Genomic DNA, 17,237 nt, shown 5'->3' with positions numbered 1-17,237 from the left:
GAAGTCATGACAACGACAGTGACGAGCACCGTTTCGAACACGAGCCTCACGGTTTCCGCCAATGACCAGAGCCTCATTCTGATCGGAAACAGCGATGTCGTGACCGTCACCGGCATAAGCGACAGCGTCACCATCACCGGCGTTGCCGATACGGTCATCGCCAGCTCGACGCAGGTGACGCTGACGGGCACGGCCTCCAGCGCTACCGTGATCGGTGCCGGCAATATCGTGACCGTTACCGGAACAAACGACTCGGTGACGCTGTCGGGCGCGCTGGATACCCTGGTGGCCAGCTCGTCGGCGGTGACGCTGACTGGGACGAGCACCTCGGTGGTGGTGACGGGTGACGCCAATGCGATCGTTGTCGCCGGAGCAAACGATACGCTGACCGCGGGCGGCGGCACGATCGCGATCAACGCCGCGGGCGCCGTGTTGACGACCACGGCCGACACGAAGCTGACGCTGGGGAACGGCGCGAGCGCGACTGTGAACGCGGTCGGGTTCGTGGACCAGGTGACGCTGGGTGCGTCGAATACGTTCATCCTCGCCAACAACGGCGATGGCGTCCACATCCTGGCCACCGGAGCGACCGGCACGGGCGACGTGATCACGGCCAGCAATGTGTCGGTGGACTTTACCGGCGTGAACACAGGAACGACGTTGATCAACAATTCGATCACGGGCGTCCATGATCAGGTGACCGTGAGCGGCAGCAAGCAGGCCGTGACCGTCAACGGTGTTCCCTTTGGGCAAATATTGGTCAGTGGCTCCAATGACAGCCTGACCGTCAATGCCGGCGGAGCAGCCGGCAGCGTGCTGGTCAGTGGCACGAATGACACTGTGAACGTGACCAACACCGCGGTGACCCTGACGGGCACGTCGTCCGCCTTGACCATAACTGGCGCCAACAACACCGTTCAGGTGACGGGACCGAGCGAGACTGTCAATCTGGCGGGCACGAGCAGCTCGGCGGTGGTGACAGGCAGCCCGGTCGCGATCTACGTCTCAGGCACGAACGATACGTTGACGGCGGGAGGCGACGCGATCACGCTGACCTATGGTTCGTCGGCGTTGATTGACGCCACGGGATTGGCCGATCAGGTGACCCTGAGCGGAAACAACCGCCTGACGCTGACCAACAACGCTGCGGGCAGCAGCATCACGGCCAGCGGCAACGACACGATCACCGCAAGCAATGCGGCGGTGACGTTCCTGGGAGCGAGCGGCGTCGCGACAGCAGCCACGCTGACCGGATCCAACGATCAGGTGACGGTGACCGCGAACAGTCTGGCAGTGGTGGTCAATGGGGCTCCGACCGGCCTCGTGGTGGTCAGCGGGAACGACGACAGCGTGACGATCAATGCCGGCGGCGTGAGCGGCAACGTGCTGGTCACCGGCCTGCGCGACGGCGTCGCTGCGTCCAACACGGCGGTGACGCTGGCGGGGACGTCATCCAGCCTGTCAGTGAGCGGCGTCAACAACACGGTTCAGGTGACCGGAGCGAGCGAGCAGGTGACGCTGACGGGCACAAGCAGCTCGGCGGTGGTGACCGGCTCGCCGGTTGCGATTTACGTGACGGGCACGGCCGACACGTTGACGGCGGGAGGCGACTGGATCGCGCTGACGAGCAGTGCTTCGGCGACGGTGGATGCCCAGGGAATGGTCGATCAGTTCGCCCTGTACGGCAGCAACAGCCTGACTCTGATCAATAACGCTGTCGGCACCACCATATCGGCCGGCGGCAATCAATGGATCAGCGCAAGCAACGTCTCTGTGAATTTCACAGGAGCGGCCACCCCGTCAGGCGCCACGCTGACAGGATCGAACGATCAGGTGACCTTAAGCGGGAGCAGCGAGGCGGTCACCATCAACGGTGCCACGAGCAGCGTGCTGGTCGGTGGATCCAAGAATGGCGTCACACTCAACACCGGTGGGGCGAGCGCCAGCGTCGCGATCACCGGTACCGACGACCAGGTGACAATCAATGCTGGTGGCGCGAGCAGCAACGCAGTGGTCAGCGGCGTGCGCGGTACCGTCCTTGCGAGCAACACGGCGGTCACACTCACGGGAACGGGTTCCAGCGTCTCGGTGGGCGGCACCAGCAACACGATCGCGGTCACGGGGACGAACGAGAGCGCCACGGTGTCGGGCTCGTCGAACACGGTGATCGCCAGTTCGTCGGCGCTGACGATGTCGGGCACGAGCACTTCCGCGGTCGTGACGGGGACAGGAAATGCAATCACCATTGCGCAGGATGCAAGCGTCGCACTGACAGGAAGCGGTAACACGATCTCGCTGGCGGTCGGCTCTACGGCGACGATCGATGCCGCAGGAATGACCGACCAGATATGGCTCAGCTTTTCCGACAGGCTGACGCTGATCAATAATGCGGCGGGCTCGACCATCACGGTTTCCGCCAACTATGGCTACAGCTATTACGATATCATCAACGCCAGCAATGCGTCGGTGGTGTTCGCCGCTACCGGCCATAGCGGCTACCCGGCGGTCATGACCCTGACCGGCGACAATGATCAGGTGACGGTGAGCGGGACTTATCAGAGTGTCACCATCAACGGCGTTCCTGCCGGCCCGGTGATCGTCACCGGCTCCAACAACTGGGTCCAAGTCAACGCGGGCGGCGTAAGCGGCACCATGGTTGTGAGCGGCGTAAACGATGCGCTGTACGTGAACAACACGACGGTGACGCTGTCGGGAACCGGATCCAGCGTGTCGCTGAACGGCACCAACAACACGGTTCAGGTGACGGGATCGAACGAGGGGGTCGTGCTGGCAAGCTCGAGCAGCTCGGTGGTGGTCACGGGGATGTCTGCTTCGATTGTCGTTGCCGGCACGAGCGAGATGGTGACAGCGGGAGGTGACGCGATCACGCTGACGTTTGGTTCTTCGGCGCTCATCGACGCCGCGGGATTGGCGGATCAAATTACCTTGTACGGCAGCAACTGGCTGCAGCTGACTAATAATGCGGCAGGCTCGAGCATATGGTCCGGCGGCAATGACGTCATCCTCGCAAACAACGCGTCGGTCGTGTTCGGCGCAAGTGGCGCACACGCCACGCTGACCGGCTCGAATGATCAGGTGACGGTGAACGGAACGAACTCCGCGGTGACGGTCAATGGGGCTCCGGTCGGTCCCGCGCTGATCGGCGGGTCGGGCAACAGCGTGTTGATCAATACCGGCGGCGCAAGCGGCAACGCGGTCGTCAGCGGAGGCAGCGACGTCGTGGTGATCAACACCGGCGGCGCGGCCAGCAATGTGACGATCAGTGGATCCTACGACCAGGTGACGGTCAATGCCGGGGGCGCGAGCGGCACTGCGCTGGTCACTGGCACGAACGAAACACTGGTTATGGCCAACACGGCGATAGCGCTGGCGGGGGCGGCGTCCGGCGCGACGCTCTACGGCGCCAACAACACGGTTCAGGCGTTGGGAACCAGCAACTGGCTGGTCTTGGGAGGAACGAGCAGCTCGGCCGTGGTGACGGGCACTATGACGGCCGGGATTGCCGTTACAGGAGCAAACGATACGCTGACCGCCGGCGGCAGCACGATTGCGCTCAATGGATCGGGCGCTGTATTGACGACGACCGCGGCGACGACCGTAACTCTGGCGAACAGTGTTCTTGCAACGGTGGACGCCGGCGGGTTTGCCGATCAGGTGACCATCGGAGCCGGCGACAGGCTGACGCTGACCAACAACGGGGCAGGCACGACCGTCACGGCCACAGGCGGTGGCGATACGATCGCGGTCAGCAACGCTACCGTGACGTTCGGCGGCAATGGCGCGGGTGTCGCCAGCACGCTCAACGGGTCGAACGACCAGGTCACGTTGAGCGGCACGAGCCAGGTGGTGACCGTCAATGGTACGCCCAATGGCCCGGTCGTGGTCAGCGGCACCAAGGACAGCTTGACGATCAACGCTGGCGGGGCGAGCGGGAACGTCGTGGTCAGCGGCGTGAACGACACGATCAGTGTGACCAATACGGCGGTGACCCTGGTATCGGGATCGTCCGGGACCGTGATCACCGGAACCGGCAACTCGATCTCGACGAGCGGCATCGGGGTCAGCGTCACGTTGACCGGTGCAAACCAGAGCCTGAACGCCACAAGCAGCTTTGTGACCTTGACGGGAACGAGCAGCTCGGCCGTGCTGACGGGCGCGGGAAATGCGATCCTCGTGACGGGGGCGAACGACACGCTGACCACCACCGGCGGCGCGATCACGCTCAACGCGACAGGCGCCGTGGTCACGTCCACCGCGGCGGCGACCGTAACCCTGGCGAGCAGTGTCGCGGCAACGGTGGATGCCGGCGGCTTTGCCGACCAGGTCACGCTTGCAGCGAACGACGCGCTGACGCTGACCAATGCCGCGGGCGCGACGATCACGGCCACCGGCACCGGCGATTCGATCGCCGCCAGCAACGTCACGGTGTCGCTGTCGGCAAGCTCGGCGACCCTCGCGGTGACCGGAAGCAACGATACGGTGGTCGTGACCGGGACCAAGGATACGCTGACGCTCTCTGGCGTGTCGGAGAAGGTGACAGCGAGTTCAACCACGCTGAGCCTGACGGGGACGAGTAGCTCGGCCGTGGTGACGGGAACGGGCAACACCATCGTCGTCGCGGGCACGAACGATACGCTGACCGCCGGGGGCGGCACCATCGCCGTCAACGCGACGGGCGCTGCGGTGACGACGACTGCGGCGACGGCGCTCACCTTTGCCAGCGGTTTGGCCGCGTCGGTGAATGGCGGCGGCTTTGCCGATCAGGTGACGCTCGGGGCGAGCGACACGATCACGCTAAGCAACGCTGCGGGCTCGGTGATCACGGCCACCGGGACTGGTGACGCGATCAGCGTGAACAATGCCGCAGTGACGCTGACGGCCAGCTCGGCGACCCTTGCCGTGGCCGGAGCGAGCGATTCGGTGGTCGTAACAGGCACGAAGGACATTGTGACGGTGTCCGGGACGTCGAACACCGTGACCGCCACCTCGACGACGGTCACGCTGAGCGGGACCGGCAGCTCGGCCGTGGTGTCGGGTACGGGGAATACGATCGTCATTGCGGGTGCGAACGACACGTTGACCGCCGGCGGCGGCTCGATCGCGATCAATGCGACCGGCGCCGTCGTGACGACCACCGCAGCGACGCCCGTGACCCTGGCAAACGGTGTTGCCGCGACAGTCAATGCAAGCGGCTTTGCCGAGCAGTTCAGCCTCGGGGTGAACGGCGCGCTGACGCTGACCAACGCCGCGGGCTCGACGGTGACAGCCACCGGGACCGGCAACGGGGTCGCCGCCAGCAACGTCGCGGTCACACTGTCCGCGAGCTCGGCGGCCCTGTGGGTGACGGGATCGAGCGATACGGTGGTCGTGGCCGGAACGAGCGATACGGTGACGGTGTCGGGAACGTCGGACACAGTGGTGGCAAGCTCGACGGTGGTGACGCTGACCGGAACCAGCAGTTCGGCCGTGGTGGCCGGGACGGGCAATGCGGTCGCCGTTACGGGGGCAAACGACACGTTGACCGCGGGGGGCGGCACGATCGCAGTCTATGCGACGGGCGCCGTGCTGACGACCACCGCGGCCACGACCATTGGCCTGGCGGATAGTGTGGCCGCAACGGTGAACGCTGGCGGCTTTGCTGATCCGGTGACGATTGGAAAGTACGACACGCTGACGCTCAACAACAATGCGGCAGGCACTGTCATCACGGTCACCGGCGGCGGCGATACGATCGCCGCCAGTAACGCCGTGGTGACGTTCAGCGGCGACGGCAAAGGTCTCGCCAGCACGCTGACCGGGTCGAGTGATCAGATCACGCTGAGCGGCGCAAGTCAGGTCTTGACCGTCAACGGGGCACCCAATGGCCCGGTCGTGGTCAGCGGAGCCAACGATGTCCTGACGATCAATGCCGGCGGTGCGAGCGGAACGGTGCTGGTCAGCGGCACGTCGGACGTCCTGAATGTCACCAATACGGCGGTGACGTTGTCCGGGAACGGGTCCAGCGCGACGGTAAACGGATCCGGCAATTCGGTGGTGGTGACGGGAACGAACGACGCCCTCGCGGTGTCCGGATCCTACGTGCCGGTGACGGCAAGCTCGACGGTCATCACGCTGATGGGAAACAGCACATCGGCGGTGGTGTCGGGGACGGCAAACGCGATCTACGTTACGGGCACGAACGACACGCTGACGGCGGGCGGCGGCGCAATTGCGCTCAACGCGACGGGCGCGGTGCTGACGACCACCGCGGCCACGGCCGTGACGCTGGCAAGCAATATTACCGCGACGGTGGATGCCGGCGGCTTTGCCGATCAGGTCACGATTGGGTCCAACGACGCGCTGACGCTGGTCAACTATGCCGCCGGCACCGGACTCACGGTCAACGGCGGCGGCAATACGATCGGCCTCAGCAATATCGCGGTGAACTTCAGCGGCAATGGCGCGGGAGTTGCCAATACGCTGACGGGATCGAACGATCAGGTCACCCTGAGCGGCACGAGCCAGATCGTCACTCTCAACGGGGGCGCGAATGGGCCGGTGCTGGTCAGCGGCACGGGCGATACGCTGACGGTCAATTCCCCTGGCTCCGGCGGAACCTTCGTGGTCAGCGGCGTGAGCGACACGTTGACGATCAATGCCGGTGGAGCGAGCGCGACGGTTCTGGTCAGCGGCAGGCAGGACGTCCTCAATGTCACCAATACGGCGGTGACGCTGTCCGGAACCTCGTCCAGTGCGACGGTGAAGGGCGAAGGAAATACGGTTGTCGTCACCGGAACGAGCGACTCGGTCACGGTGTCCGGATCGTTCGTGCCGGTGACGGCTAGCTCGACGGCAATCACACTGACCGGCACGAGCAGCTCGGCCGTGGTGACGGGTGGCGGTGACACGATCGTCGTCACGGGCGTGAACGATACGTTGACCGCGGGAGACGCCACCGTGGCGCTCAATGCCACGGGCGCGGTGCTGACGACGACTGCGGCCACATCGGTGACGCTGGCGAGCAACGTCGCAGCCGCCATTCATGCGGGGGGCTTCCTGAATCGGGTGACGCTGGCCAGCAACGATACGGTGGTGATCGATGATCCCGCCAATTTGTCGTTCGTGACCGCCACGGGCGGCGGAGATACGATCAACGTCGACAATGCGAACGTCATCTTCAGCGGCAATGGCGGGGGCGTCACTAACGTTCTGAACGGCGAGAACAACGTCATCGTCGTGAGCGGCAACAACGAGCTCGTCGTCGCCAACGGCGTGCCGTTCGGGTCGGTCCTCGTCAGCGGGTCCGACGACGTCGTGACGATTAATGCCGGAGGCGTGAGCGGAACGCTCCAGATCACCGGCACGCGCGACCTGGTCAATGTCGACAACACGGATGTGACATTGATCGCAACCACCTCCACCGCGACCGTGAACGGGTCCGGCGACCATGTCACGGTCCTCGGAACAGGCAACGCGCTGACTGTCTCGGGCACATCGAATGCTGTGACGGCAAGCGGGACGGCGGTGACGTTGACCGGCACCGGCAGCTCCGCCGTGGTGACGGGGGGCGGGGACGCCATCGTCATCGCGGGCGTGAACGACACGTTGACCGCGGGGGGCGGCACGATCGCCGTCAACGCCACGGGCGCCTCGGTGACGACCACCGCGGCGACGGCGATAACGCTGGCAAGCAATATCGCGGTGACCCTGGATGCCGGCGGCTTTGCCGACCAGGTGACGCTCGGCGCGAACGATACGCTGACGCTGCTCAATGGCGCCAACACGGTCCTCAAGGCGACCGGCGGCGGCACGATCGCCGCCAGCGGTGCCGTGGTGACGTTGTCTGCGAGCTCGGCGACGCTCGCCGTCACCGGGTCCAGTGACACGGTGGTGGTGACCGGGACGGGCGATGCGGTGATCATATCGGGGGTATCGGACACCGTTTCGGCGAACTCGACCGCGGTGACCCTTACCGGAACCGGCAGCTCCGCGGTGGTTACCGGAACGGGGAACGCGATCGTCGTTGCGGGTACCAATGACACGTTGACTGCGGGAAGCGGCACGATCGCTGTCAACGGCACGGGCGCGGTGGTGACGACCACCGCAGCGACGGCGATAACCCTGGCAAGCAACATCGCCGCGACGGTGGATGCCGGTGGCTTCGCCGATCAGGTGACGCTCGGCTCGAACGACACGCTGACGCTGCTCAATGCCGTCGCCGGCACGCACGTCAAGGTGACCGGTACTGGCGATGCAATCACGGCCAGCAATGCCGGCGTGACACTCACGGGAACCAGCAGTTCTGCCGTCGTGACGGGAACGGGCAATGCGATCGTCGTTATTGGCGTCAACGACACGCTGACCGCGGGAGGCGGCACGATCGCGCTCAACGCGACCGGCGCCGTGGTGACGACCACCGCGGCCACGAGCGTAACCCTGGCGAGCAACGCTGCCGCGACCGTGGATGCCGGCGGCTTTGCCGATCAGGTCACGCTCGGGGCGAATGACACGCTGACGCTGCTCAATGCCGGCGCCGGCACGCACGTCAAGGTGACCGGCAGCGGCGATGCGATCACGGTCAGCAATGCCGGCGTGACGCTGTCGGGAACGGGTAGCTCCGCCGTGGTGACGGGAACGGGGAACGCGATCGTCGTCGCAGGCACCAACGACACGCTGACCGCAGGAAGCGGCACGATCGCCGTCAACGGCACGGGTGCCGTGGTGACGACCACCGCGGCGACGTCCATGACCCTGGCGAACAATGTCGCGGCGACGCTGAATGCCGGTGGCTTTGCCGACCAGGTGACGCTCGGGGCGAACGATACGCTGACGCTGCTCAATGGTGCCAACACGGTGGTGACAGCCACCGGCACCGGAGACACCGTCGCCGCGAGCAATGCCGTGGTGACGCTGTCGGCAAGCTCGGCGACGTTCGCCGTGACCGGCTCCAGCGACACGGTGGTGGTGACGGGGACGGGCGATACAGTGACCGTATCGGGCGTCGCGGAGAGCGTGACGGCGAACGCGACGGCGCTGACACTCACCGGCACCGGCAGCTCCGCCGTGGTGACGGGAACGGGGAACGCGATCGTCGTCGCGGGTGCCAGCGACACGCTGACGGCCGGGGGCGGCACAATCGCGCTCAATGCGACAGGTGCCGTGGTGACGACCTCCGCGGCCACAGCCGTAAACCTGGCGGACAATCTTGCCGCAACGGTGGATGCCGGTGGCTTTGCCGATCAGATCACGCTCGGCGCGAACGACACGCTGACACTGATCAACAACGGTGCCGGCACGAGCATCAATGCGACCGGCAGCGGCGATGCGATCACCGTCAGCAATGCCGGCGTGACCCTGTCGGGAAGTGCGTCCAGTGCGACGGTGGTCGGATCGGGCAACACGGTGGCGGTCACGGGCACGAACGATACGCTGACGGCCACCGGTGACGGCAACACGCTGGTCGCCAGCGCCGGCGTCACCACGCTGATCGGCAACGGCGATCAGACCATCTATCTCGCCGGAAACGGCGACACGACCATCGACAACAGCGCGTCATCGAGCTCGCCGAGCGGCGAGCTCGAGCTCCAGGGCGGCGTGAACCACGACAGTCTCTGGTTCGTGCAGTCCGGCAACGACCTCGTGATCGATGTCATGGGGACGACCCGGCATATCACCGTGGCAAACTGGTTCAGCGACCAGAGCAACCAGCTCGAGGATATTCTGGCCGCGGACGGAATGAAGATCGACAGCGGTGTCTCGCAGCTCGTCCAGGCCATGGCGACGTTCGGACAGAACAACCCCGCGTTCGATCCGACTGCCGTGACCAACAGCCAGATTCCCAACGATCCCACCCTGCAGACGGCAATCGCTGCCGCCTGGCATTCATAAAGCGAGTCTGAGAACCCGATGACTGTGCGTGTCGATCAGTTCCCGGAGGTTCAGGGCGTTGTATCCGAACCTCCGGTCCAGGCCCGGAATCTCTCCGTAGGGGAGGTTCTCGGGCAGGTGACCGAATTGGTCCAGGCCAAGAAGTATGACGAGGTCCACGCACTGCTCCAGAACGCCATAGGTCAGCATCCGAACAACGGCGATCTGATCAACGCCAATGGCTATGTGCTGACGGCGATGAAGCGACAGTCCGATGCGCTGAGATGGTATCGGGACGCCCTTGAGTTCAGTCCGATGGGCTCCGGCATTTGGAACAATCTGGGCACCGCGTTCAAGCATCTCAAGTTCTACAATGTCGCGATCGCCTGCCACCAGCGGGCGATCGCGCTTTCGAGCAATGAGGCTTTTCTTCATCACAATCTCGGCCTGTGCTACGCGGAAGTCGGACAGCACGGAGAGGCCATCATGGCCTTCGACCGGGCGCTGGCGCTGCAGCCGGATTTTCACCTCGCCCGATGGGACAGGGCCCGCAGCTATCTTCATCTGGGAAATTATCGAAAGGGTTGGGCGGATTATGAAGTCCGTCTCGTTTCCGGTCAGATCCCCGCAAGGTCGGTGTCCGGTCGCCAATGGACAGGAACCCCGTACGCCGGCAGCCGGCTCCTCGTGCTCGCCGAGCAGGGGTTCGGCGACACGCTGTGGGCGCTGCGATACCTGCCGCGGGTGAAAGGATTGGGCGGCGAGCTGATCGTTGAATGCCAGCCGGCGCTCTGCTCCCTGGTCGCCTCTCTTGGCGTTGCCGACCGGGTCGTTGCAAAAGGTGAGCCGTTGCCGGAGGCCGACTACTACTGCTCCTTCTGCAGTCTTCCCGGACTTTTCACACCGGATCTGTCCCTGCTTCCAGCCCAACCCTATCTTTTAAAACCGGCGGAGCGAGAGGCAAAATTCGAACCCTATCTTCGCAAAGGAGCAGGTTGCCTGAAGGTCGGTATCGTCTGGTCGGGCAGCGTGACATTCGAAAGGAATGCCGAGCGCGCCATTTCCCTCGAGCGCCTTCTGCAGAGCGTCGATTTTCCGGGCGTGCAGCTCTACAGCTTGCAAAAGGGATCGCCCGAGCAGGAGCTGCAAGGCGTCGAGCTGCGCAGGCCGATCATCGATCTCGCACCCGAGTTGAAGGATTTTGCAGATACGGCAGCCGTCGTCGCGAACCTTGACCTGGTCATCATGACGGACAGCGCTGTTGCCCACCTTGCTGGCGGGCTCGGCGTCCCTGTCTGGATCTTGCTGGGCCATTCGGCGCATTGGCTGTGGCTTCTCGATCGTGCCGATAGTCCCTGGTATCCATCGGCTCGATTGTTCCGCCCCCGTATCGAGGGCGACTGGGATCATGTTCTCGACAACCTCGCCATCGAGCTGATGAAGTTGGCGACCGTCAAGGTGCCGTTGTCCAGCGTCGGATAGCCCCGTGACGAGCTTGCCGCTGCTCCCCGTTGAATGATCGACCACAGATGTCGTCGAGCGATTTGTCGGCGCCAGCCAGAAGGTCGGTCGGTACGCGTCGGCAGATCCCGGCGGGATTTCCGTGGCTGATGACTGCGGCGTAGATTCTTAAGCTGACGCTCGGCCTCCTCGAAATCGAACCCTGCAGGCTCGCCCGCTTCCGAAGAACTTGTCTTGCAATATTTGATATATCATGTATCAAGTTTCTGCGGGTTCTGGGAGGCCTTTCGGGCGAATGACCAAGCCGATCTTTGGGGTGATAGCGGACGATCTGACCGGCGGCATGGAAACGGCCGCCATGCTGATTGCTGCCGGCATCGATTGCGGCTTTGTGACTGACCCCGACCTGGTTGCCAGCCTCGGAGATTCTCCCGCCATTGTGGTTGCACAGAAGACGCGCGTCATTCCCGCGGACCAAGCCGTCGCCAAGACCGAGAGCGCGGCGAGGGCGCTGCTTGCGCGAGGCGCGAGGCAGATTTTCTTCAAGTATTGCGCAACGTTCGATTCCACCGACCGGGGCAATATCGGTCCGGTGTCGGACCTGCTGATGCAACTGTCAGGTGCGGAATACACCGCATTCTGTCCGGCTTCTCCTGCGCTCCGACGGACCGTCTACAACGGCCATCTGTTTCTCGGCACCGAGTTGATCTCGGAATCGCCCAAACGCAACGATCCGCTGACGCCAATGACCGATCCGGATCTGGTCCGGGTTCTGCAGCGGCAGACCCCAACCAAGGTCGGCCTTTTGGCTCACCCACTCTTGGATGCGGGGCTCGATCACCTGAAACGCGCGATCGCGGAGGAGGCGGCGCGAGGTGTCCGCTACTTCATTGCGGACACAATCTACGATCGCGACCTCGCGATGCTTGCCGCGCTCACCAGTGATTGGAAGCTGATGACCGGTAATGCGACAATCGTCCAGCACTATCCGGAGATATGGAGGACGCAGGGGCTCATCCCGACGGCGAAGACGCGACCGAGTCTGCCTGCGGTCGGCGGAGCCGGCGTCGTTCTTGCTGGGAGTTGCGCCGAGCGGACATTGGAGCAACTCGCCGAGTTCGAGAAACGCCATCCCGTGCTCCGTATTGATCTTCTCAAGGCGGGTGGCGTCGAGTCGGTGGTTGCTGCCGCGCTCGACTGGGCACGGCCGCGGCTGGAAAACGGTCCAGTCGGCATCGCTACGTCGGAGTCTTACGCCGCCGTCAACTTGGCCCAGCAGCGATATGGCCGCGAAGGCGCGGCGCAACTCGCTGAAAGCATCCTTGGTCGACTGGCCGTCTCGCTTCGTAGCGCTGGCGTGCGGCGCTTCGTCGTGGCCGGCGGCGAGACGTCCGGCTCTATCGTCGATCACCTCGGCATTCGGCGCCTGCGAGTCGGTCCCTATGGCGGGCCCGGCATCGGCACGGCCGTGACCGAAGAAGACGATCCGGTCGCTCTCTGTCTCAAATCGGGCAAGCTGGGTCCGGTCGACCTGTTCACGAGAACACTCGAATCCATGCTGCATCCGGAGGGCGCCAATTGACCGAACGTGAGCTCAGGCACTCCGTGCTGGATGTCGTTGCGCGCCTGGAAAACATGGGTTTCAATCACGGCAGCAGCGGAAATGTCAGCTGCCGCATGGGCGAAGACATTCTCATCACGCCGACCGGTGGCAATAGCGGCAATACGACGCCCGACAGGCTGGTTCGTCTGAAGCGCGACGGGACGGTGGTCGGAGACGGCTTGCCGTCCAGCGAATGGCACATGCATCTGGCCATTCTGAATGCCTATCCGCACGTGAACGCGATCGTGCACACCCACGCCGATTGCTGTGTCGCGTTGTCCTGTCTTGCAAAACCAATTCCGGCTTTCCACTACATGATCGCCAGTTTTGGTGGAAACGATGTGCCTTGCGCGCCCTATGCGACCTTCGGCACCCGAGCCCTCGCCGACGGCGCCGTCGCTGCGCTGGAAAAGCGCAAGGCGTGCCTGTTGGCGAACCACGGCATGATTGCCGCAGGCAAAGGGTTGCAGGCAGCCTTCGACCTCACGGTGAAGCTTGAAACCCTCGCGCGGCAATATCTGCTGGCCTGCCAGGCCGGCGCGCCTGCGATCCTTCCCGACGATGAAATGGCGCGGGTGCTCGAGCGCTATGGCAGCTACGGCCGCGCTGCCTTGCCGGCCTGAGGAGAGCAATCATGGAGATCACCGGCAAATCCAAGATCATGTTCGTGTTGGCCAACCCGGTCGACCATGTTCGGGCGAGCGCGGTGATCAACGCCTATTTCCAGTCGATCGACGATGACGTCGCGGTGTCGCCGCTCCATATCTTGCCCGGCGATCTCGGAGCGGTCGTCGCGAGCATCAGGTTGATGCGCAACGTCTTTGGTTTCGGCGTGACGATTCCGCACAAGACGCAGGTGATCGAGCATCTGGATGAGATCACGCCCGCAGCGTGGATGATCGGTGCCGTCAACTTCGTCAAGCGAACGGCGGAGGGCCGGCTCGTCGGCGACAATCTCGATGCGAGGGGATTCATCGCGAGCCTCGCCCAACACGAGATCGTGGTGCGCGGCCGGAAGGTGCTCCAGGTCGGGGCGGGTGGAGCGGGGCGCGCGACCGCCTTCGGCCTGGCGGAAGCCGGCGCGCGCGAGCTTACGATCATGAATCGCGACGAGGAGAAAGCTCGCGCACTCGCGGCCGCCGTGGCCGAGCATTATCCCGCCACCAAAGTCAGCGCCGATCATGCAGAGGCGCGGTCATTCGATCTGATCGTCAACACGACGTCGCTCGGCATGAAAGCGGATGATCCGTTGCCCCTGGATATCGACGGTCTCGGTCCGAGCGCTGTGGTCAGCGACATCATTGTGCATCCGGCCGTCACACGACTTCTTGCCAGGGCTGCCGCGCTGGGCGCGAGGACGATCGGCGGAAAGCCGATGCTCGATGCGCAAATGGCCCTTGTCGCACGGTTCATTGCACGCTAGCCTGATATATCAAATATTATATCGAGGAAGTTCCAGGCAAATACGAGGGTTGGCCCGAGGGCGCGACGCTTCTCGACGGTAACGGAAGAAGGAGATGGGTCTCCGTGAATATTGCATCGGCCAGACAAGCGGTATCGGGCGCATCGATCCGCATCAGTCGCCTGGAGAAACGCTTCGGCGCGGTGTCTGCCGTCGATGGCGTCGATATCGATATCGCGGCCGGTGAGTTCATCGCCCTGCTCGGGCCGAGCGGCTCCGGGAAGACCACGATCCTGATGAGTGTCGCCGGATTCGAATTTCCGACCAGCGGAAGCATTCACGTCGATTCCGAAGACCTGACCTACGTTCCTTCGAACAAGCGCAATCTGGGAATGGTTTTCCAGAACTATACGCTGTTCCCCCACATGTCGATTCTCGACAACGTCGCCTTTCCCCTGAAGATGCGTGGCCTCGAGAAGGCCGAGCGTCATGCGCGTGCGGAAGCCGCGCTTGAAACGGTGCGTCTCGGAGGCTATGGCAAGCGCCGTCCGAACGAGCTCTCGGGCGGCCAGCAGCAGCGTGTGGCTCTGGCCCGCGCGATCGTCTATCGCCCGCGCGTCCTGCTGATGGACGAGCCGCTCAGCGCGCTCGACAAAAATCTGCGCGAGGACATGCAGCTCGAAATCAAGCGGTTGCATGCCGAGCTTGGCATCACAGTGATCTTCGTGACCCATGATCAGAGCGAAGCCCTGACCATGGCGGATCGGATCGCTGTTCTGAAGGACGGCAGGATCCAGCAGATCGGGCCAGCGCGCGAGCTCTATGAGCGTCCCGCCAATCTCTTCACCGCGGGCTTTATCGGCGAGATGAACTTCGTCGACGTTACCGTCGAACGCGCGACCGATGCCGTCGCGGTGAGGCTGCCGTGGGGCGAGACATGGAGCCTTCCGGCGAGTGCGGTCGTCGAGCCGGTGAGGGCGGGCGAGTCGGCAGTCCTGGCGGTGAGGCCTGAGCGCCTGCAATTTGGTGCCGGCACAGCGCCCGTCGTCAAGGTCACGCTTAGCGATATCGTCTATGCCGGATCGGCGCTGCTCCTGATCGGGCGCCTTGCCGATGGCACCGAGATGCGTGCACGCATCGCCGGTGCCTCCGATGTAGGTCACCTGGCCCCGGGTGATATCGCGTCCTTCTCCGTGCCCATGGAGGCGCTTCTGCTCTATCGAGGGCGTGATTGATGAAGCCGGTGCGATCGGATTTTTGGCATTCTGACGGCCACCGGCTGAGCGGCCTTTCGACATTGTTTCTGCTCGCGCCGTTCTTCGCCGTCATCGCTTTCGTCTTCATCTATCCGATCGTGCAGCTCCTGGTGATCAGCGTCACTGAGCCACATCCGACCCTCGACAATTACGCCCGCGTCGTCGGCAATCCGGTTTACGCACGCGTTTTGGCCCGCACGCTCTGGACCGCGACGCTGGTGACGGCTCTGTCGGTGATTCTCGGATTTCCGGTGGCCTACTATATGAGCCGGGCAAGGGGCGCGGTCGCCGCCCTCGTTGCGGTGTGTGTCATCCTGCCGCTCTGGTCCAGTGTGCTTGTCCGCACGGCAGCCTGGTCCATTCTGTTCCAGCGCAACGGGTTGATCAATTCGGCGCTGATGGGGCTCGGCCTGACTTCGCAGCCCTTCAAGCTGCTCTATACCCAGAGCGCGGTGGTCATCGCCATGACCCACGTGCTGCTGCCGTTCATGATATTGCCGATCTATGGTGCCTTGCGCAGCATTCCGAACGATTACACGCGCGCCGCCGCCGTGCTGGGCGCAACGCGCTGGCGGACCTTCATCGAAGTCATCCTGCCGCTCAGCCTACCGGGCGTCGTCAGTGGCTCACTTCTGGTGTTTCTCACCGCGCTTGGCTTCTTCATCACGCCGGCGCTCTTGGGCTCGCCGCAAGAGATGATGGTCTCGACACTGGTTTCGCAACAGATCCGTGAGGTGCTCGATTGGCCCTTTGCGGCGGCCCTCGTGGGCGTGCTCACCCTGTTCGTGACATTGCTGGCCGTCATCTTCAGCAAGACCCTGCGTTTTGACCGGTTGATGGGGGCAGCGTCGTGAAGCCGCCCGCCGACAAGGGATCGCTTGCGCTCGGCGCCTGTGTTTACGCCGTGCTGGCCTTCATCATCGTGCCGCTGGTCATCGTCATTCCGATGTCGTTTGGGCAAAACGATTATCTGGCGTTTCCGCCGTCCGGCTTCACCCTGAAATGGTACGCCGAATATTTCGACAGCCGGCAGTGGCGCGCGGCGACCTGGCTCAGCCTGCAGGTGGCCTTCCTGACTGCGATCTGCGCTTCGGTGATCGGGACCGCGGCGACCTATGCCATGGTACGCGGCCGCAGTCGGCTCGTGACCCTGTTCCAGGTCCTGCTGATCGGTCCGATCATCGTGCCGCATATCGCGATCGCGGTCGGTCTTTATCTCTTCTTCCAGACCATCGGGCTCTCCGGCACCATCCCCGGTTTCGTGCTGGCACATACCGTGCTTACGCTGCCCTTCGTCGTCTTCACGATGGCTGCCGCATTGGGAAAAGTGGATGCCAATCTCGAGGCCGCGGCCATGAGCTGCGGCGCGACGCGCTTTGCCGCCTTCCGCTACGTCACGCTGCCGCTGATCCTGCCGAGCCTGGCGAGCGGTGCGTTGTTTGCCTTTATCATCTCGTTTGATGAGCCGGTCGTGTCATTCTTCCTTTCGGGCGTGCGTCAGAAGACCCTGCCGCGCCGGATGTTCGAGGACATCGAGCAAAACCTGACACCCATCATTCCCGCAATCGCCACGTTGCTGATCGTCCTGTCCATCGCGATTCTGCTCGGGGCTCATGCCCTCAGATCCCGCAGCAAGACCCCTTAGTCC

General features: G+C 63.8%; 8 protein-coding genes. All 8 read left to right on the top strand.

Translation table 11 applies throughout. The features are described 5' to 3' along the window. Window positions 1-6 precede the first annotated feature (6 nt). A complete protein-coding gene (locus tag A7X65_RS39890; RefSeq protein WP_156528461.1) occupies window positions 7-9,888 on the top strand; it encodes a DUF3060 domain-containing protein in 9,882 nt (3,293 codons plus the stop codon). An 18-nt stretch (window positions 9,889-9,906) separates the two neighbouring features. After that, the gene (locus A7X65_RS39885; RefSeq protein WP_063694883.1) at window positions 9,907-11,349 is read left to right on the top strand and encodes a tetratricopeptide repeat protein; all 1,443 of its coding nucleotides are present in this window, start codon (window positions 9,907-9,909) and stop codon (window positions 11,347-11,349) included. Between the two features lie 274 nt (window positions 11,350-11,623). After that, window positions 11,624-12,910, top strand: a complete 1,287-nt coding sequence (gene otnK, locus A7X65_RS39880; RefSeq protein WP_063694882.1) for a 3-oxo-tetronate kinase — start codon at window positions 11,624-11,626, stop codon at window positions 12,908-12,910. Next, window positions 12,907-13,554, top strand: a complete 648-nt coding sequence (locus A7X65_RS39875) for a class II aldolase/adducin family protein (RefSeq protein ID WP_063694881.1) — start codon at window positions 12,907-12,909, stop codon at window positions 13,552-13,554. The genes otnK and A7X65_RS39875 overlap by 4 nt, the downstream gene beginning before the upstream one ends. Before the next feature lie 11 nt (window positions 13,555-13,565). Then, window positions 13,566-14,354 (top strand): shikimate dehydrogenase family protein, encoded by a 789-nt coding sequence (locus A7X65_RS39870; protein ID WP_063694880.1) that lies wholly within the window; start codon window positions 13,566-13,568, stop codon window positions 14,352-14,354. A 110-nt stretch (window positions 14,355-14,464) separates the two neighbouring features. Continuing rightward, on the top strand, window positions 14,465-15,568 hold the full coding sequence (locus tag A7X65_RS39865; RefSeq protein WP_063694907.1) for an ABC transporter ATP-binding protein: 1,104 nt from the start codon (window positions 14,465-14,467) through the stop codon (window positions 15,566-15,568). Next, complete coding sequence (locus A7X65_RS39860; RefSeq protein ID WP_082885254.1) at window positions 15,568-16,443, top strand: ABC transporter permease; 876 nt, start codon at window positions 15,568-15,570, stop codon at window positions 16,441-16,443. The genes A7X65_RS39865 and A7X65_RS39860 overlap by 1 nt, the downstream gene beginning before the upstream one ends. Beyond that, window positions 16,440-17,234, top strand: a complete 795-nt coding sequence (locus tag A7X65_RS39855) for an ABC transporter permease (RefSeq protein ID WP_063694879.1) — start codon at window positions 16,440-16,442, stop codon at window positions 17,232-17,234. Before A7X65_RS39860 ends, A7X65_RS39855 begins: the two co-directional genes overlap by 4 nt. Window positions 17,235-17,237: the final 3 nt, after the last annotated feature.

Origin of the sequence: Bradyrhizobium stylosanthis, from assembly GCF_001641335.1 — a bacterium.
GTDB classification, from domain to species: Bacteria; Pseudomonadota; Alphaproteobacteria; order Rhizobiales; family Xanthobacteraceae; genus Bradyrhizobium; species Bradyrhizobium stylosanthis.
This window is presented reverse-complemented; position numbering and strand designations above follow the sequence as displayed.